The organism is Cupriavidus sp. H18C2 (assembly GCF_049393795.1).
GTDB lineage: Bacteria > Pseudomonadota > Gammaproteobacteria > Burkholderiales > Burkholderiaceae > Cupriavidus > Cupriavidus pauculus_C.
This window is the reverse complement of sequence record NZ_CP186010.1, coordinates 3591910-3610602: the sequence shown is the minus strand read 5'-3', so window position 1 is coordinate 3610602 and position 18693 is coordinate 3591910. Positions and strand designations below refer to the sequence as shown.

At 68.2% G+C, this 18693-nt stretch carries 17 protein-coding genes; 12 read left to right on the top strand and 5 right to left on the bottom strand.

Annotation, left to right across the window (positions count from 1 at the left end):
• The first annotated feature begins 161 nt into the window (after positions 1-161).
• The 5 genes from EPAKOI_RS16425 (at position 162) to EPAKOI_RS16405 (ending at position 3903) form a co-directional block, all read left to right on the top strand.
• Complete coding sequence (locus EPAKOI_RS16425) at positions 162-2237, top strand: carbon starvation CstA family protein (protein WP_124682837.1); 2076 nt, start codon at positions 162-164, stop codon at positions 2235-2237.
• Between the two features lie 18 nt (positions 2238-2255).
• Complete coding sequence (locus tag EPAKOI_RS16420) at positions 2256-2450, top strand: YbdD/YjiX family protein (protein ID WP_092138396.1); 195 nt, start codon at positions 2256-2258, stop codon at positions 2448-2450.
• A gap of 257 nt (positions 2451-2707) precedes the next feature.
• Positions 2708-3145, top strand: a complete 438-nt coding sequence (locus EPAKOI_RS16415) for a hypothetical protein (RefSeq protein WP_124682838.1) — start codon at positions 2708-2710, stop codon at positions 3143-3145.
• Positions 3146-3259: 114 nt separating this feature from the next.
• The gene (locus tag EPAKOI_RS16410) at positions 3260-3520 is read left to right on the top strand and encodes a type II toxin-antitoxin system Phd/YefM family antitoxin (RefSeq protein ID WP_423192634.1); all 261 of its coding nucleotides are present in this window, start codon (positions 3260-3262) and stop codon (positions 3518-3520) included.
• A complete protein-coding gene (locus EPAKOI_RS16405) occupies positions 3517-3903 on the top strand; it encodes a type II toxin-antitoxin system VapC family toxin (protein WP_124682840.1) in 387 nt (128 codons plus the stop codon). Before EPAKOI_RS16410 ends, EPAKOI_RS16405 begins: the two co-directional genes overlap by 4 nt.
• A 65-nt stretch (positions 3904-3968) precedes the next feature.
• On the opposite strand, the gene EPAKOI_RS16400 is transcribed toward EPAKOI_RS16405, so the two are convergent.
• A complete protein-coding gene (locus EPAKOI_RS16400) occupies positions 3969-4217 on the bottom strand; it encodes a hypothetical protein (RefSeq protein WP_124682841.1) in 249 nt (82 codons plus the stop codon).
• A gap of 188 nt (positions 4218-4405) precedes the next feature.
• On the opposite strand from EPAKOI_RS16400, the gene EPAKOI_RS16395 reads away from it, so the two are divergent.
• On the top strand, positions 4406-5329 hold the full coding sequence (locus EPAKOI_RS16395; RefSeq protein WP_124682842.1) for a LysR family transcriptional regulator: 924 nt from the start codon (positions 4406-4408) through the stop codon (positions 5327-5329).
• Positions 5330-5392: 63 nt separating this feature from the next.
• Here the strand turns inward: EPAKOI_RS16395 and EPAKOI_RS16390 are convergent, their stop codons facing one another.
• The 4 genes from EPAKOI_RS16390 to EPAKOI_RS16375 all read right to left on the bottom strand — a co-directional run bounded on the left by EPAKOI_RS16390 (position 5393) and on the right by EPAKOI_RS16375 (position 11039).
• The gene (locus tag EPAKOI_RS16390; RefSeq protein ID WP_124682843.1) at positions 5393-8083 is read right to left on the bottom strand and encodes a DNA topoisomerase III; all 2691 of its coding nucleotides are present in this window, start codon (positions 8081-8083) and stop codon (positions 5393-5395) included.
• 160 nt (positions 8084-8243) lie between these two features.
• The gene (locus EPAKOI_RS16385) at positions 8244-8651 is read right to left on the bottom strand and encodes a thioredoxin family protein (protein ID WP_423192633.1); all 408 of its coding nucleotides are present in this window, start codon (positions 8649-8651) and stop codon (positions 8244-8246) included.
• Positions 8652-8687: 36 nt separating this feature from the next.
• Complete coding sequence (dprA, locus tag EPAKOI_RS16380; protein WP_423192632.1) at positions 8688-9821, bottom strand: DNA-processing protein DprA; 1134 nt, start codon at positions 9819-9821, stop codon at positions 8688-8690.
• A 39-nt stretch (positions 9822-9860) separates the two neighbouring features.
• The gene (locus tag EPAKOI_RS16375) at positions 9861-11039 is read right to left on the bottom strand and encodes a LysM peptidoglycan-binding domain-containing protein (RefSeq protein WP_423192631.1); all 1179 of its coding nucleotides are present in this window, start codon (positions 11037-11039) and stop codon (positions 9861-9863) included.
• Between the two features lie 164 nt (positions 11040-11203).
• On the opposite strand from EPAKOI_RS16375, the gene def reads away from it, so the two are divergent.
• The 6 genes from def (at position 11204) to EPAKOI_RS16345 (ending at position 18655) form a co-directional block, all read left to right on the top strand.
• Positions 11204-11710, top strand: coding sequence for a peptide deformylase (gene def / locus EPAKOI_RS16370; protein ID WP_124682847.1), 507 nt, complete (start codon positions 11204-11206; stop codon positions 11708-11710).
• A 116-nt stretch (positions 11711-11826) separates the two neighbouring features.
• Positions 11827-12831 (top strand): methionyl-tRNA formyltransferase, encoded by a 1005-nt coding sequence (gene fmt, locus EPAKOI_RS16365; RefSeq protein WP_423192630.1) that lies wholly within the window; start codon positions 11827-11829, stop codon positions 12829-12831.
• Between the two features lie 179 nt (positions 12832-13010).
• Positions 13011-13871: a zinc metalloprotease HtpX gene (htpX, locus tag EPAKOI_RS16360; RefSeq protein ID WP_313837360.1), complete on the top strand. Its 861-nt coding sequence runs from the start codon at positions 13011-13013 to the stop codon at positions 13869-13871.
• Between the two features lie 102 nt (positions 13872-13973).
• Positions 13974-15347, top strand: coding sequence for a 16S rRNA (cytosine(967)-C(5))-methyltransferase RsmB (gene rsmB / locus EPAKOI_RS16355; RefSeq protein WP_124682850.1), 1374 nt, complete (start codon positions 13974-13976; stop codon positions 15345-15347).
• A gap of 12 nt (positions 15348-15359) precedes the next feature.
• Entirely contained in the window at positions 15360-16196 is an 837-nt protein-coding gene (locus EPAKOI_RS16350; protein ID WP_124682851.1) for a DUF4390 domain-containing protein, read from the top strand.
• Positions 16193-18655: a sensor histidine kinase gene (locus EPAKOI_RS16345; protein WP_124682852.1), complete on the top strand. Its 2463-nt coding sequence runs from the start codon at positions 16193-16195 to the stop codon at positions 18653-18655. The genes EPAKOI_RS16350 and EPAKOI_RS16345 overlap by 4 nt, the downstream gene beginning before the upstream one ends.
• Positions 18656-18693: the final 38 nt, after the last annotated feature.

Here is an 18693-nt window from a genome sequence, read left to right as displayed (position 1 = left end):
GCAAGATCCGGGACCAGACGAGAACAGACCGGGCGCCGCAGACGTCCCAGGAGACCCCGTTTTCCGCGCGACACGTCCGCGTCCGCCATCCGGCACCGCCCCCGCTGCCCGCCTGTCTGCCGCCGCAGGTTCTTTCAGCCGGTCTGAGGAGACCCTTCAACATGAATCGCATCGGACAACACCTGTTGTGGCTGGCCGTCGCCGTGCTCGGCGCATTTGCCTTTGCCACTGTCGCGCTGTCGCGCGGTGAAGCCGTCAGCGCACTGTGGATCGTGGTTGCCGCGCTCTGCATCTACCTGATCGCCTACCGCTACTACAGCCGCTTCATCGCCGACAAGGTGATGCAGCTCGACCCCAAACGCATGACGCCCGCGTGGCGCCACAACGACGGCCTGGACTACGTGCCGACCAACAAGGCGGTGCTGTTCGGCCACCACTTCGCCGCCATTGCCGGCGCGGGGCCGCTGGTGGGCCCGGTGCTGGCCGCGCAGATGGGCTACCTGCCCGGCATGCTGTGGCTGCTGGCCGGCGTGGTGTTCGCCGGCGCGGTGCAGGACTTCATGGTGCTGTTCATCTCCACGCGCCGCGACGGCCGCTCGCTGGGCGACCTGGTCAAGTCCGAGATGGGTACCGTGCCCGGCATGATCGCGCTGTTCGGCTGCTTCATGATCATGATCATCATCCTGGCGGTGCTGGCGCTGATCGTGGTGAAGGCGCTGGCCGATTCGCCGTGGGGCACGTTCACCGTGGCCGTGACGATCCCGATCGCGATCTTCATGGGCATCTACACGCGCTACATCCGCCCGGGCCGCATCGGCGAGGTGTCGGTCATCGGCTTTGTGCTGCTGATGGCGGCCATCGTCGGCGGCCAGTACGTGCACGAGAGCGCCACGCTGGCGCCGCTGTTCACGTACGACGGCAAGGCGCTGACCTGGATGCTGATCGGCTACGGCTTCGTGGCCGCCGTGCTGCCCGTGTGGCTGCTGCTGGCGCCGCGCGACTACCTGTCCACGTTCCTCAAGATCGGCACGATCATCGCGCTGGCCATCGGCATCCTGATCGTCGCGCCAGAGCTGAAGATGCCCGCGCTGACACAGTTCGCGGCCGGCGGCGGTCCGGTGTGGTCGGGCAACCTGTTCCCGTTCCTGTTCATCACCATCGCCTGCGGCGCGGTGTCGGGCTTCCACGCGCTGATCTCGTCGGGCACCACGCCCAAGCTGCTGGAAAACGAGACGCACGCGCGCTTCATCGGCTACGGCGCGATGCTGGCCGAGTCGTTCGTCGCCATCATGGCCCTGGTGGCCGCGTCGGTGATCGAGCCGGGCGTCTACTTTGCGATGAACAGCCCGGCCGCCGTGATCGGCACGACGCCGGAGGCCGTGGCGGCCACGGTGTCGACCTGGGGCTTCGTCATCACGCCTGACGTGCTGATCCAGACCGCCAAGGATGTTGGCGAAAATACGATCATCTCGCGCGCCGGCGGCGCCCCGACGCTGGCGGTCGGCATCGCGCACATCCTGCACCAGGTGGTGGGCGGCCAAGCCATGATGGCGTTCTGGTACCACTTTGCCATCCTGTTCGAGGCGCTGTTCATCCTGACCGCCGTCGACGCGGGCACCCGCGCCGGCCGCTTCATGCTGCAGGACCTGCTGGGCAGCTTCGTGCCGGCGCTGAAGAAGACCGAGTCGCTGTCGGCCAACCTGATCGCCACCGGCCTGACCGTGGCGGCCTGGGGCTACTTCCTGTACCAGGGCGTGGTCGATCCGCTGGGCGGCATCAACACGCTGTGGCCGCTGTTCGGCATCTCGAACCAGATGCTGGCCGCCGTGGCGCTGGTGCTAGGCACGTGCGTGCTGGTCAAGATGAAGCGCGGCCAGTACGCCTGGGTGACGCTGGTGCCCACGGTCTGGCTGCTGATCTGCACGCTGACCGCTGGCTGGCAGAAGCTGTTCAGCGCCGACCCGAAGGTCAGCTTCCTGACGCACGCCGAGAAGTTCAGCGCCGCCATTGCCGAGGGCAAGGTGCTGGCGCCGGCCAAGTCGATGGAGCAGATGCACCGCATCGTCTTCAACGACTACCTGGACGCCGGCCTGTGCGCGCTGTTCATGTTCGTGGTGCTGTCGATCGTGTTCTACGGCTTCAAGACCGCGATGCAGGCCCGTGGCGCCACCCGCCGCACCGACAGCGAGACGCCGTTCGAACCGCTGCCGGCGCAGGCTTCGGCCGCGTCGCACTGACCCCGGAGGGCCACCGCCATGCTCGAACAGATCGGTACCATGGGCCGCTACCTGGGCCAGTCGCTGCGGCTGATGGTGGGCCTGCCCGACTACCAGACCTACGTGGCCCACATGGAAAGCACCCACCCGGACCGCGCGCCGATGACGTACGAGGAATTCTTCCGCGAGCGTCAGGAGGCCCGCTACGGCGGCGGCCAGGGCAAGTGCTGCTGACCTGACGGGGCGGGGCGCCGGCCTGCGGTTGCCCGCCCCGTCCCACCAGTCTGACGAAGGCGGCCCCCCCCCGGGCCGCTTTTTTTCGTCTGCGACTTTGTGACGTACTATTGCGCGCTGTTGCGCCGGAGCATCGGTTTTTAATGCTTCGAAACCGTTTCTGCAGCGGGTTACAGGGCTTCACAACTCGTTACAGCAAGGGCAGGGTTGCTTCTCTACACTCCGCTTCCAGATACACACCACATAAGGAAAATACGATGTCTCGCCAACCTCTTCGCAATCTGACTCTGGCTCTTGCCCTCTCGGCGGCTACGCTGCCGGCGTTTGCAGGGGGTGACCTGAACAACGCACTGGGCGGTGGCCTGGGCGGCGTGGCGGGTGCCGCGGTAGGCGGCGCCCTGGGTGGCAGCACCGGCGCCGTGATCGGCGGTGCGGTGGGCGGCGGCGCGGGTGGCGCGCTGACGTCGAACCGCCGCGAGCGCACCGGCGCCATCATCGGCGGCGCCCTGGGCGGCGGCGCCGGCACGGCAGCGGGCAACGCCATGGGCGGCCGCACTGGCGGCCTGGTGGGCGCGGGCCTGGGCGGCGCGGCAGGCGCGGCGCTGGGCGGCAACGTGTCGCGCAGCAATTCGTACGACGACGACCGCCGCTATTACAAGCGCAGCAAGCATCGCCGCCATCGTCATCACGACTGATGACAAACGACAACGGGCCCTGCGGGGCCCGTTTTGATTTTTGAGAATCGGCTGATGGCGGCCGGGGCTAAATCTGGCTACACTAGCTAAGTCTATTAGCTAAGCGCAGATGCCATGCTTACCGTCAACATGCACGATGCCAAGAGCCAGCTTTCCAAGCTTGTGGAAGCCTTGGAGACTGGCAACGAACAGGAAGTCATCATTGCGCGGAACGGCAAGCCTGCGGCCAGGCTCGTTCCTGTGCAGCTCGCGGTCTCGCAGCGGATCGGCGGGGGCAGGGCAATCTTTGCGGGCGCGCTGGAGGGCCTGTCTCTGGAGCTGATCAACGCCAGTGACGACGAAGTCGCGGCCATGTTCCAGGGAGGCACGGATTGAGACTGCTCCTGGATACGCACATTGCATTGTGGGCTGCCACGGCTGCGCCCCAGCTGTCGCAGGCAGCGGCGCGGCTCATCGACGATCCCGCGAACGAGATCCATGTATCGACGGTCAGCCTGTGGGAAATCGGCATCAAGGCCGGCCTGGGGAAGCTGCCTTTGACAGCCACCCAGGCCTCGGCCATGTTCGACCTCTGCGGATATCAGTCGCTGGCGCTCGCCAAGTCTCATGCGCGGACGCTGGATGGCCTGGCAATGAATGCCGACCACAAGGACCCCTTCGACCGGATGCTGGTGGCCCAGGCATTGACCGAAGGCATGACCTTGCTGACCGCCGACGCGAAGATGATGGCTTACAGGCCGACCGCCCGGCTGGTCTGACCCTCGCCGCCAAAACAAAAAAGCCCGTACCGGTTGGTACGGGCTTTTTGCGAATCCGGTGTAGCTTAGATGGCCGCGCCGTCGGTGTAGACGTCGAACGACTTGGCGCCGTCGGTAAAGCTGTCGAACTTGCCGGTCTTCGCGCCATCGGTGAACGGGTCGAACTTGCCAGCCTTGGCACCGTCCGTGTACGGGTCGAACTTCGTGGCCTTGGCGCCGTCGGTGAACGGGTCGAACTTGCCGGCCTTGGCGAAGGCGGGGGCAGCGGCCAGGGTGAGGGTCAGGGTGGCGATCAGGGCGAGTTGGCGCTTCATGGCGTATCCTTCACTTTTGCTTTGGATGCCGGGAAAACCTGTATTGCTGCGGCGCGGCATCTGATGACTGGATATTAGGCATTCCCCTGATATGAATAAATACATGCCTCCACAATGATTGATTGTGGTTTCAACAATAAACTGTGCGCGCCGTGTAAAAGTTCACGGCTTAGTCGGGGGACTATGTCATGGATCGGCTGCAATCGATGCGCGTCTTCGCCAAGGTGGTCGAACTTGGCAGCTTCGCCCGTGCGGCGCAGCAACTTGAAATGTCCAACGCCGTGGTCACGCGCTACGTGGCCGATCTGGAGAGCCACCTCGGCACCCGGCTGCTGAACCGCACCACGCGCAGCCTGTCGCTGACCGACGCCGGCGAGACCTACCTGCAGCGCTGTGCGCAGATCCTGGAGGACGTGGAGGAAGCCGAATCCATCGTCACGGCCCGGAGCCAATCACTATCCGGGACGCTGCGGCTGGTGGCGCCGGTCATGTTCGGGCTGCACCTGCTGCCGCAGACGCTGGAACGCTTCCACCAGATGTATCCCGACGTGGTGTTCGACGTGCAATTGTCCGACCGCATGGTCGATATCGTCGAGGAGGGGCGCGACGTCGGCGTGATGCTGTCCGATCTGGGGCTGGGATCCCATCTTGTGGCGCGCCCACTGATCTCGGCCGAGATCATCCTTTGCGCGTCGCCCGGCTATCTGCGCGAGCACCCGCCGCTGCGTACCGCCCATGACCTGTCCAGCCATCGCGCCATCGCGATGCGGCTGCCGACCGCCGAGCACGAGTGGACGCTGTCCGGCCCCGAAGGCGAGGTCACGGTGCCGATCCGGCCCGGCCTGCTGTGCAGCAACGCCGAGTTGGCGCACCAGGCGGCGCTGTCCAACATGGGCATCGCGATGCTGTCGTCGTACCTGGCGCGGCCCAATATCGAGGCCGGCCGGCTGGTACACATCCTGCCGCAGTATCAGTTGCCGCGCCGCGACGTGAGCGTGGTCTACCCGAGCCGCAAGTTCCTGCCGACCAAGGTGCGCGCGTTCATCGACTTCCTGCTGGAGGAAGGCAAGCAGCGCGCCGGCGAGAGCGTCGCCAAGGCCGTCGCCAAATAGAAAACGGCGAGGCATGCGCCTCGCCGTTCTGTTCTGCCTGCCGCGGACGTCTGCCGCCCGCGATTACTCTTCCGCTTCCGCTGTCTGCTTGGCCGCCGTGCGCGACTTCTTCGCAGCAGCGGTCTTGGCGGCCGTCTTGGTTGCCGCCTTCTTGGCCGGGGCCTTCTTGGCAGGCGCCTTCTTGGCCGCCACCTTCGCCGGCGCGGCCTCGGCGGCGTCATCGCCCTTGGCGGCGGTCTTTGCCGCGGTCTTGGCCGCCGTCTTCGCGCCCGGCTTGGCGCCGGCCTTGGGCTCGCGGGCCTCGAACTCGAAGCCGATCTTGCCGTCGGGCTGCTTGACCAGGAACGCCTTGAAGTTACGGCCCGTGCGCGACGACTTGAAGCCGGTCAGCAGGTCGGTCTTGCCGGCGGTCAGCAGCTTGCCGATCTGCTCGCGCGAGATTTCCTGCTGCAGGATGATCTTGCCGGTCGTGAAGTCGCAGGTCTTCTCGCTGCCGACGGCGTTCTCGCAGACGTACTTCATGCCGTGCTCGTACACCGACCCGTTGCACTTCGGGCAGTGGCCAACCGGCGTCTGCTCGCTGAAATCGACGGGCTCGTCGTCTTCGTCGTCGTTCTGGCCGAAGTCGAACTCCATCTTCCAGTGGCCCTCGTCGTCCTTGGCCAGCTTCAGGATTGCCGCGAACGGGCGCCCCATCTTGCTGCGGAAGCCCTGCAGCGGACCGATTTCCTTCTTCAGCAGCAGTTCCTCGACCTCGTCGATCTCGAACTGGCGGCCGCCCGGAATCTTGCTGATCGAGAAGTCGCAGGCCGTGCAGGCAAAGCGGCGGTAGTTTTCCTTGACCTGGCCGCCGCACTGCGGGCACGGCGTGTCCAGCGTCGCGTAGTCGCCGGGGATCGTGTCGCTGTCGTATTCCTTGGCGCGCTTGACGATCTGCTGCGTCATCTGCGCGATCTCGCGCATGAACTCGTCGCGCTTCAGGCGCCCGCGCTCGATCTGCGACAGCTTGTGCTCCCACTCGCCGGTCAGCTCGGCCTGCGTCAGTTCCAGCACGCCCAGCCCGCGCAGCAGCGTCATCAGCTGGAACGCCTTGGCGGTCGGAATCAGCTCGCGGCCCTCGCGCACCAGGTACTTCTCGGTCAGCAGCCCTTCGATGATGGCCGCGCGCGTGGCCGGCGTGCCCAGGCCCTTGCCGGCCATGGCCTCGCGCAGCGCGTCGTCGTCCACCAGCTTGCCGGCGCCTTCCATGGCCGACAGCAGCGTGGCTTCGTTGTAGCGGGCCGGCGGGCGCGTGGTCAGGCCGACGGCTTCCACCTTGTCGGTCTTGACCTTCTCGTCCTTCTGCACCGGCACGAGGTTGGCGTCCTTGTCGTCCTTGCCCTGGCCCTCGCGGCCGTAGATCACCAGCCAGCCCGGGTTGACCAGCACCTTGCCTTCGGTCTTGAAGTGATGGCCGGCCACCTCGGTGATGCGCGTGGTCACCTGGAACTCGGCCACCGGGAAGAACACGGCCAGGAAGCGGCGCACGACCAGGTCGTACAGCTTCTGCTCGGGCTCGGACAGGTTCTTCGGCGCCTGCAGCGTCGGGATGATGGCGAAGTGGTCGCTGATCTTGCTGTTGTCGAAGATCCGCTTGTTCGGCTTGACCCAGCCCTGCGCCAGGATCTTCTTGGCGTGGGGCAGGTAGTTCGGCGAGCTGTCGGCCAGCATGTCCATGGTCTGCTTGACCGTGTCCAGGTAGTCCTCGGGCAGCGCGCGGGCGTCGGTACGCGGGTACGTGAGCACCTTGTGCTTCTCGTACAGCGCCTGCGCCAGGCCCAGCGTGTTCTTGGCCGAGAAGCCGAAGCGCGAGTTGGCCTCGCGCTGCAGCGTGGTCAGGTCGAACAGGGCCGGCGACTGCTGCGTGGACGGCTTCGATTCCTCGGTGACCGTGCCCGGCTTGTCGCGGCACGCCGCCACGATGCTCTTGGCCTCGGCCTCGCTCCAGAGCCGCGACTCGCGCGCCTCGGGGTCGAACTCGTTCTTCTTGAACTTCGGGTCGTACCAGCGGCCTTCGTACAGGCCGGCGGCGGCGATGAACTCGGCGCGCACTTCCCAGTAGTCGCGCGGCACGAAGTGCTTGATCTTCTCTTCGCGCTCCACCACGATCGACAGCGTCGGCGTCTGCACGCGCCCGACGGTGGTCAGGAAGAAGCCGCCGCCCTTGCTGTTGAACGCCGTCATGGCGCGGGTGCCGTTGATGCCGACCAGCCAGTCGGCCTCGGACCGGCAGCGCGCGGCATCGGCCAGCGGCAGCATGTCCTCGTCCTCGCGCAGCGCGGCAAACCCGTCGCGGATCGCCTGCGGCGTCATCGACTGCAGCCACAGCCGGCGCACCGGCTGCTTGGCCTTCGCCTGCTGGGCAATCAGCCGGAAGATCAGTTCCCCCTCGCGCCCCGCGTCGCAGGCGTTGATCAGCGCGGTGACATCCTTGCGCTTGATGAGCCGGTTCAGCACCTTCAGGCGCGACTCGGTCTTGGGGATCGGGCGCAGGTCGAAGTGCGGCGGGATGACCGGGAGGTTGGTGAAGCTCCACTTGCCCCGCTTGACCTCGTATTCGTCAGGCGCGGCGATTTCCACCAGATGGCCAACGGCCGAGGACAGCACGTAGTCGTCGCTCTCGAAATACTCGTCGTGCTTGGTAAAGCCTCCGAGGGCGCGCGCGATATCGGCGGCGACCGAAGGCTTTTCCGCGATGATGAGGGCTTTAGACATTCAACGGGTCCTTGTGGCAACCACTGCCGGGAAGGGCAGTTCGCGCCTCTTGAAATTCACAGCAAACTATGTAAACACCACGCCTGGGCTTTGAGGCGCCAATAATAAGCGCGGTTTCGACGGCGGTGCAAGCAAACGCCGCCCGCCGGCCTGACGGCGCTCAACCGTTGCCGCCCACCTTGCCAAGTAGCCAGGGCAGCACTTTCGGCACGTCCGACGCCGGGGCGCCCATCGACGCGCCGCGCGCCAGCATCCGCTCCAGCACATCCAGATGTGGCAGCACAGTACCGTAGAACTGCGGCGCCCCGCCCGCGATGGGCTGAATCAATACAGTAGGAAAATTTTCGATGTCGATGTCCTCGCCCAGATAGTCCGAGTGGGTTTCGACGTCGATCCAGACGAAACAGTCGTCCGGATAACGTGCCGCCAACGCCGCAAAGCCAGGCTGGTATTCCTTGCACGTCCCGCACCAGTCCGCGCACAGGCACGCCACCAGCCGCCCCTGGGGGCGGGCCAGCAGCGCCTGGCGCACGGTTGCGGGGTCCTGCTCGGGAAAGTAAACGGCCATGGCAGTCGGGATGTGAGGCAAGGGCAATACCGCGGATCATGCCAGACGGCGGAAGCGGTTGCCCGGCAGCCGCTCGGCCGCGCCCGCCAGTTCCATCTGCAACAGCGCCGCCGAGGCCGCCTCCGCCGCCATGCCGGCGCGCGCGCACAACACGTCGAACGTGACAGGATCATAGGCGAGCGCCGGGCCGAAAGCGTCGCCGGCGGTGGCCGGGGCAGGCGCGGGCGGCGCCGGGGCCGGCGTCACGGTCGCGGCGGTTGGCGGCACCTGCGGCAGGTCGCCGAATTCCTCCAGCACGTCGGCCGCCGTCTCCACCAGCTTGGCGCCTTGCCGGATCAGCTTGTGGCAGCCGCGCGATAGCTCGGCGTGGATCGAGCCGGGAATCGCAAAGACCTCGCGCCCGATCTCCGACGCCAGCCGCGCCGTGATCAGCGACCCCGAGCGCTCGGCCGCCTCCACCACCAGCACCCCGCGCGCCAGCGCCGCGATGATGCGGTTGCGGCGCGGAAAGTGGTTCGGCAGGCCCGGCGTGCCGAGTGGGAATTCGCTGACGATGGCGCCGCCCGCATCGACGATCTGGTGCGCCAGCTTGTGATGCCGCGCCGGATAGACGATGTCGACACCCGTGCCGACCACGGCCACGGTGCCGCCCGGCCCGGCCAGCGCCGCGGCATGCGCGGCGGCGTCGATGCCGAGCGCCAGGCCCGACACCACGCTCAGGCCGGCCTCGGAAAACGCCGACGCGAACGCGCCCGCGTTGCACACGCCTTGGGCCGTCGCATGGCGGGCGCCGACGATGCCGAGCGACGGGCGGCCCAGGCAGCCCGCGTCACCATTGACATAGAGCACCAGCGGCGGATCGGCCAGATCGAGCAGGCGGGCAGGGTAGGCCGCGTCGGCCATCGTCACGAGATAGTGGCCGGGCTCGGCCAGCCACTGGATCATGCGGGCAATGCGTGCGGAGACGTCGGCGTCCGGCGGGGCCGCCAGCAAGCGGGCGACGGCGGGCTCGGCAGCCTCGCGCAGCCGGGCCGCGTCGAGGGCCAGCAGCGCCTGCGGCAGCCCGAAAGCGGCCAGCAGGCGCCGGCCGGCCTGCGCGGAAACCCCGGGGGTGGCCGTCAGGCGCACCCAGGCAGCCACTTCGGCCGGGTCGCGTGTCGTATCGGTCATCGGTCACACCGTGGCCCGCGCCATGCGCAGGCCAGCCGGTTACTGCGGCGTGGTGGCCAGGTCGCCCACCTTCATGACGTTGCTGGCATCGGTGACCAGCGCGTAGGCCAGGCCCGGGAAGACGCGATAGACGTAGGCCAGCCCGTAGCGGTCGTCCGGCAGCGTGATCGTACGGTTGTTGTCGGTCGGATCCTTGACCACGCCGCCCACGCGCGACAGCGCCAGCACGTGCCCCGGCTCCAGGCCGCCATTGGTGCCCATGTTCAGCACCACTACCTGCTTGGCGCCGCCGTACTGGACGCCGCCATAGACCGCCGCGATATGGGCCTGCACCGGGGTGTCCGGCGCGTGCGGCACGTAGCGCACCAGTTCGCGGGCCGGTTGCGGCAGCAGCAGCGATCCGGCACCCATTTCCTGCGGCGACTGCGTGGCTTCCACGGTCGACACGGCATCCGGGCCCTCGGGGCCGCGCAGCACGCGCACGCTGCCCTGGAACTGCGCTTCATAGCCGATCACGGCCTGCGTGACCGGGTCGCGCACCGGCTGCGCGGGCGTGAACGCCTGCCAGTCGCTGCCGACCGCCGCGTCCGCCGGCGCAATGCCGCGCACGAAGCCGGTATCGCCGCGGCCCATGTAGACGCGGGCATCGGGCAGGGCGACGATGCGCGCCGAGGTGTCGATCGTGCCCTTGTCGACCACCAGCGGGCGCCGCAGGAACGGTTCGATGTCGGACGCCGGGATGCTCAGGATGGCGTCGCCGTCCGGGCCTTCGCCCCGCACGCGCGGCGACAGGCGTGAATCGCCGCCGCTGGCGCCGCCCGGCCCGGTGGTGGACAGGTACGCGCGGCCATCGCGCTGGATCAGGTACAGGATCTGGCCGGGGTAGATCAGGTGCGGATTGCGGACCTGCTGCCGGTTCATGCCCCACAGCGCCGGCCAGCGCCACGGCTGGCGCAGGTACTGGCCCGAGATGCCCCACAGCGTGTCGCCCGCGCGCACGGTGTACTGGCTGGGCGCGTTGGGCGCGAGTTCGGAAACGGGGATACCCTGCTGGGCAGTGACGTCGGCCTCGGCCAGTTGCGCCGGGGAGACGCCAAGCTCCGCGGCCTGGACGGCCAGCGCGGCGCCGGCAGTGATGCCGGCAGCACATAGCATGCTGAGGGTGAACGCGTGCAGCCTGCGGCCCGACGCCGCCTGTTCTTTGGTAAGATCGCGCATTTTCCTGAACCGGTCGGGAGAACGACCGGATTGACCCTAGGTAGAGCGTGCCTGCTGCGGCGCGCCTTGAATTTTTGTACTAGCGCCCCGATTCTGCATGGAAACCCTGCACGCCGCAACGCCGGCCGGGCAGGCGACCGCAACCGGCGTTGCGCCCGAGCATCATGGCCAAACTCGACATCCTCACCTACCCCGATCCTCGCCTGCACAAGGTGGCCAAGCCCGTGGCGGTGGTGGACGACCGCATCCGCCAGCTCGTCCGCGACATGGCCGAAACCATGTACGACGCGCCCGGCATCGGCCTGGCCGCCACGCAGGTGGACGTGCATGAGCGCGTGATCACCATCGACATTTCCGAGACGCGCGACCAGCTCATGGTCTTCATCAACCCCGAGGTGGTCTGGGCCAGCGACAACCGCAAGGTCTGGGAAGAGGGCTGCCTGTCGGTGCCGGAAGTCTATGACCGCGTGGAGCGGCCGGACCGCGTCAAGGTGCGCGCGCTGAACGAGAAGGGCGAGACCTTCGAGATCGACGCCGACGACCTGCTGGCTGTATGTATACAGCACGAGATCGATCACCTGGACGGCAAGGTCTTCGTCGAATACCTGTCGCCGCTCAAGCTCAACCGCATCAGGAGCAAGCTCCAGAAGCGCGTGCGCGCCCGCATGTGAGGATGTAACAGGGGGCGGCCACCCGCGGTGGCGTCTGCTATCGTTACACCTTCCAACGCTTCATCCCGTACCGGCCGCCATGCGGCCGGTGTCGTTTCCACACGCGGATTTCTGTCATGACTCAAGCCCAGCCACTGCGCGTCGCGTTTGCCGGCACCCCCGAATTCGCGCGCGCGGCCCTTGAGGCCATCCACGCCGCCGGGTTTCCGGTGGTGGCCGTCCTGACCCAGCCGGACCGGCCCGCCGGGCGCGGCATGCAGTTGCAGGCCAGCCCGGTCAAGCAGTTTGCCATCGAGCAGGGCCTGGGCCCGGTGCTGCAGCCGCGCTCGCTGCGCCGCCACGGCAAGTACCCCGAGGAAGCCGGCGCCGCCGTCGACACGCTGGCCGACATCGCGCCCGACGTGATGGTGGTGGCCGCCTACGGCCTGATCCTGCCGGCCGAAGTCCTGGATCTGCCGCGCCATGGGTGCCTGAACATCCACGCCTCGCTGCTGCCGCGCTGGCGCGGCGCGGCGCCGATCCACCGTGCCATCGAGGCCGGCGATGCCGAGACCGGCATTACGCTGATGCAGATGGACGAGGGGCTCGACACCGGCGCGATGCTGTCGCGCGAGGCGGTGCCGATCGGCCCGCTGGACAGCACCGGCACGCTCCACGACACGCTGGCCGAACTGGGCGGGCGCATGATCGTCGACGCGCTGCGCCAGTTGGCCGCCGGCCAGCCGCTGGCCGCCACGCCGCAGCCCGAGGCGGGCGTGACCTACGCCGAGAAGATCGCCAAGGACGAGGCGCCGCTGGACCTGACCCGTCCGGCCGCCGCGCTGGCCAACCAGGTGCGCGCGTTCAATCCGTTCCCGGGCGCGACGATCCAGGTGGGCGACACGCTGATCAAGTGCTGGCAGGCGCTGCCGCTGGCCGCCGCGACGAGCCTGCCGCATCCGCCTGGCACCGTGCTGGCGGCCGACGCCGCCGGCGTGATCATCGCGTGCGGCGGGGGCAGCGCATTGCAGGTGACCGAACTCCAGAAACCGGGCGGCCGCCGCCAGCCGGCCCAGCAATTCCTGCAGGGCATGCCGCTGCCCCCCGGCACGCGCTGCCAAATCCCCGGCACGCCCGGCTGACCCGCAAGGCCCGGGGCGGCGCCTGAGACACTTCCCGCACCCCGCCCGCCCGGCGCACCCGCCGCCAAAACCCTGCCGCCGACATTGAATTTCCGCGGCCCGGACCCTATCTAACGGTCATCGCGTCCCGCAGGGGCGGGTACGCGCGTGATCGAAACGATCGTTCTGGAGAGCAAGCCATGTTCAACTGGGTCAAGACCTTCATGCTGATGGCCGCCATCACGGCGCTGTTCATCGTCATCGGCGGGATGATCGGCGGACGCAGCGGCATGATGTTCGCGCTGCTGATCGCGCTCGGCATGAACTTCTTTTCTTACTGGTTCTCGGACAAGATGGTCCTGCGCATGTACAACGCGCAGGAAGTGGATGCCAGCACCGCGCCGCAGTTCTACAACATGGTGCGGGACCTGGCGCAGCGCGCGCAGCTGCCCATGCCGCGCGTGTACCTGATCAACGAGGACGCGCCGAACGCGTTTGCCACGGGCCGCAACCCCGAGCACGCGGCGGTGGCCGCCACGACCGGCATCCTGCGCGTGCTGTCCGACCGCGAGCTGCGCGGCGTGATGGCGCACGAACTGGCGCACGTGAAGCACCGCGACATCCTGACGTCGACCATCGCCGCCACCATGGCCGGCGCCATCTCGGCCCTGGCCAACATGGCGATGTTCTTCGGCGGGCGCGACGAGAACGGCAACCGGAGCAACCCGATCGCCGGCATCGCCGTGGCCATCCTGGCGCCGCTGGCCGCTTCGCTGATCCAGATGGCGATCTCGCGGGCGCGCGAGTTCGAGGCCGACCGCGGCGGCGCCGAGATCAGCGGCGACCCGCAGGCGCTGGCCGCCGCGCTGGACAAGATCCACCGCTACGCGCAGGGCATCCCGTTCCAGGCGGCCGAGGCGCACCCGGCCACCGCGCAGATGATGATCATGAACCCGCTGTCGGGCGGGGCCGTGGCCAACCTGTTCTCGACCCACCCGGCCACCGAGGAACGCATTGCGCGCCTGATGCACATGGCCCAGACCGGCACGTATCCGGCCTGACGCCCCGCGACTCCGGGTAAACTGCCCGCTGAGTTCCCTCCGGAACCGGCGGGCATTTTTGTGCCCGCGCCATTCCCCGACGTTGCCTGACAGATTTTTCCCATGCGCCTGCCTCACGATTCCCTTGCCTTCCAGATGCTCGGTGCCGCCGCGGCCGTTCGCGGCGTGCACGAAGGCACGGCCCTGCCGCAGGCCCTCGAAGACGTAGCCACCCAGTTGCGGCTGGACCGCGTGCGCGACGCCGCCACGCGCGGCGCGATCCAGGACCTGGCCTACCGCTCGGTGCGCCTGTTCGGCACCACGCGCGCGCTGGTCACCGAACTGGTGACGCGCCCGCCCGGCGCCCTTGTCGATTCGCTGCTGGCCGTGGCGCTGGCGCTGCTGATCGAGGGCGAGGACGGCGACGGCAGCAAGGTGGGCCGTGGCGGCTATGCCGCGTTCACCGTCGTCGACCAGGCCGTCAGCGCGGCGGCGTCCGAGCCCAAGACCGCGCATGCGCGGGGGCTGGTCAACGCGGTGCTGCGTCGATTCCTGCGCGAGCGCCAGTCGCTGATGCCGAAGGTCATGGCCGATGACGAAGCGCGCTGGAACCTGCCCGCGTGGTGGCTGGCGCAACTGCGCGGCGCCTATCCGGACCAGTGGATGGCGCTGGCCGAGCGCGTCAACGCGCGGCCGCCAATGACGCTGCGCGTCAACACCCGGCGCATCTCGGTGGCCGATTACCTGCAGGCGCTGGCCAACGCCGGGCTGGCCGGCGTGGCCGTGGGCGACCAGGCCGTGCGGCTGGTGCGCGCGTTCCCGGTGACGCAGATCCCCGGCTTTGCCGAGGGCGACGTGTCGGTGCAGGACGCCGGCGCGCAACTGGCCGCGCCGCTGTGCGAGGTGGCCGATGGCATGCGCGTGCTCGACGCCTGCGCCGCGCCGGGCGGCAAGACCGGTCACCTGCTGGAGCTGGCCGACATCCACGTCACGGCCGTGGAAAGCGACGCCGACCGCGCCGCGCGCATCCACGACAACCTGGCCCGGCTGGGCCAGCGTGCCGACGTGATCGTCGGCGATGCGAGCCGTCCGAAGGACTGGTGGGACGGACAGCCGTTCGACCGCATCCTGGCCGACGTGCCGTGCTCCGCGTCGGGCATCGTGCGGCGCCATCCCGATATCCGCTGGCTGCGGCGCGAATCGGACGTGGCCAGGCTGATGACCGAGCAGCGGCGCATCGTCTCGCAGCTCTGGCCGCTGCTGAAGCCGGGCGGCATCCTGGTCTACGTGACCTGTTCTATTTTCCCAACGGAAGGCGAGGCGCAGGCGCGCTGGTTTGGTGCGCAGCTTCCAGATGCGATACGATTGCAGGCGCCGGGGCAACTGCTGCCCGGCATCGAGGCGCCTGAAACGGCCGGTCGCGGGATTGCCGGCCAGGCAAGCCTGCCATCGGACCACGATGGCTTCTACTACGCCCGCTTCCAGAAACGCGCCTGAACCCATCCACCCATGCCCAGCCTGCTGCGCCTGTTCGTCCTACGTGCCCCCGGCCGCGCGGTGCGCGGATGGCCGGCAGCACCGCTGGCCGGCGCGTGGGGGCTGTGCCGCGCGTGGTATGCCGTGGCGCTGCTGATGCTGGCGCTTCTGGTGCACGTGCCCCATGCCAGCGCGCAGCTGATCGAGACCACCGAGGCGCGCATCGACTACCAGGACGGCGGCTTCGAGCTCGCCGCGGCGTTCGACTTCGACCTGCCGCCGGCGCTGGAAGACGCGCTGCATAAAGGCATCTCGCTCTATTTCGTCGTCGACTTCCAGTTGTCGCGCGCGCGCTGGTACTGGTTCGACGAGAAGCCGGTCAACACGTCGCGCGCCGTGCGGCTGTCGTACCAGCCGCTGACGCGGCAGTACCGCGTCTCCACCGGCGGCCTGCAACTGCCGTTCAACCGCCTGAAGGGCGCGCTGCAGTTCATCCAGCAGGTGCGCGGCTGGCGCGTGTTCGAGCGCCGGGACGTCAAGCTGGGCGAGACCTATCACGCCGAGACACGCATGCGGCTGGACCTGTCGCAGCTGCCCAAGCCGTTCCAGATCAACGCGGTGAATACGCGCGACTGGAACCTGTCGTCGGACTGGAAGCGCTTCAACTACACGGTGCCGACGAATCTCGACGCGCCGCCACCCCCGCCGCCGCCCGCGCCCCCCGTGGCGCCACCCGCGCCGCCGGCCATGCCGGGATCGGCGCCCGCGCCCGCGTCGGCCCCGTCGGCCGAGGTGCGCACGCCGTTCGCGCAGACCGTGTCGAACGTGCTGTCGCCAAACCAACTGGTCCAGCCGGCCAGCCAGCCATGAACCGCAATCCATGGGATAGCAAGTTCCGCCGCGTGCTGTATCGCGTGGTGGTGGCGATCATCGTCTTCCTGGCGCTGGTGCTGGTGGGGCTGCTGGCCGGGGCATCGGCCAATACCGAGTTCTTCGACCGCTATTTCACGCTGCTCTTCAAGGTCAACCTGGTCGTTGGCGCGCTGCTGGTGCTGACGGTGGGCGCGCTGGCGCTGACGCTGTGGATCCGCTACCGGCGCGGCAAGTTCGGCACGCGCCTGATGAGCAAGCTGGCCGTGTTCTTTGGCGTGGTGGGCGTGCTGCCGGGCGTGCTGATCTACCTGGTGTCGCTGCAGTTCGTGTCGCGCAGCATCGAATCGTGGTTCGACGTGCGCGTGGAGAACGCGCTGGAGGCGGGCCTGAACCTGGGCCGCTCCACCATCGACAGCCAGCTTGCCGACCTGCAGGGCAAGGCCCGGCTGATGGCGGACCAGCTTACCGGCGCGTCGAGCATGGCCAGTTCGCTGCAGCTCAACCGGCTGCGCGAGCAGTACGGCATCCAGGAAGCGGCGATCTTCACCGGCAGCGGCCGCGTGCTGGCCACCGCGTCCAGCAGCTACGCCGCGCTGGTGCCGGACATCCCCTCGGGCGTGCTGGCCGAGCAGGCCCGCATGGCCGGCGGCTATGCGGCCGTGGAAGGCGGCACCGACCCCACGGGCGGTGACAAGCCGCCGGTCAACGTCGACAGCAGCCACCTGTACCGCATCCGCGTGATCATCCCGCTGGGCCCGGCGCCGGCCGCCACGCCCGACGATGCCGAGCAGGCCAGCGCCAACGCCGCCGCGGCCGCCGCGCGCGCCCGCAGCCGGCTGGTGCCGCCGGGCAGCCGCTGGGCCGGCTCGGGCCTGTCGATCGAACGCCGCCCGGAAGACGCGCCCGCCACCGGCTTCGGCCTGGTCGGCGACACCGTGCGCGAGGAACGCTACCTGCAGGTGGTGCACCCGGTGCCGGCCGTGCTGGCGCGCAATGCCGACGAAGTTCAGCGCGCGTACCAGGAATACCAGGAAAAGGCGCTGGGCCGCACGGGCCTGCGCAAGATGTACATCGGCACGCTGACGCTGACGCTGTTCCTGGCCGTGTTCATCGCCGTGATGCTGGCGCTGCTGCTGGGCGGCCAGCTTGCGCGGCCGCTGCTGATGCTGCTGCAGGGGACGAAGGAAGTGGCCGAGGGCGACCTGTCGCCCAAGCGCGAACTGAAAAGCCGCGACGAGCTGGGCCAGTTGACGCAGCAGTTCAACCAGATGACGCGCCAGCTTGCCGAGGCCCGCATGGCGGTGGAAGACAACCGCGTGGCGCTGGAGCAGTCGAAGGCGTACCTGGAAAGCGTGCTGCAGAATCTGACCGCCGGCGTGCTGGTCTTCGACCGCCGCTTCACGCTGATCACGGCCAACCCCGGCGCCGAGCGCATCTTCCGCCAGCCGCTGGGCGGCGTGCTGGGCCAGCCGGTGGAGCAGATTCCGGGCATGGGCGACTTCGCCGATATCGTGCGGCAGGCGTTTTCCGAGCAGACCACGCGCGAGGTGCTGGGCGGCGCGCAGCACTGGCAGAAGCAGATCGAACTGCCCCAGGGCGACGAGGAACAGCCGCTCACACTGCTGGTCCGCGGCGCCCACCTGCCGGGCGGCAGCCGCGACGAACCGGGCTACGTAGTGGTGTTCGACGATATTTCAGACGTGATCTCGGCCCAGCGCTCGGTGGCGTGGGGCGAGGTGGCGCGGCGGCTGGCCCACGAAATCAAGAATCCGCTGACGCCGATCCAGCTATCGGCCGAGCGCCTGCAGATGAAGCTGTCGCCCAAGCTGGAACAGTCCGACGCGGAAGTGCTCAAGCGCGGGGCCACCACGATCGTTAACCAGGTAGCGGCGATGAAACGCATGGTGGACGACTTCCGCGACTATGCGCGGACGCCGCCAGCGGTGATGCAGTCGCTGGCGCTGAACGGCCTGGTGGCGGAGGTGCTGCACCTGTACGGCATCGACGATCCGGCCGTGCACGAGCACCCGGTGATTCATGCGGCGCTGGGCCCCAGCCTGCCTGAAATCAAGGGCGATCCCACGCAACTGCGCCAGGTCATCCACAACCTGCTGCAGAATGCGCAGGATGCGGCGGCGGACAACGTCGCGGCCGGTAGGGCGGCGCCCCATATCACTCTGCACACCGAGACTGTAGAATACAAAGATTCCGCCGGCGAAGACCGGCAAGCCGTCAAGTTGTCCATTACGGACAATGGTCCCGGATTCGCACCGCGCATCCTGAGTCGAGCGTTCGAACCGTATGTGACCACGAAAGCCAAGGGTACGGGTCTCGGGCTGGCGATGGTGAAGAAGATCATTGACGAACATGGCGCGCGCATCGAACTGCGCAATCGCATGAACGGTAGCGAGATCACGGGTGCCCAGATCTCGATCCTGTTCGTTAAGCTGGCTTAGTCAATCTAGCGCACCGGCGCCTCCGGTCTGCGCTGCGG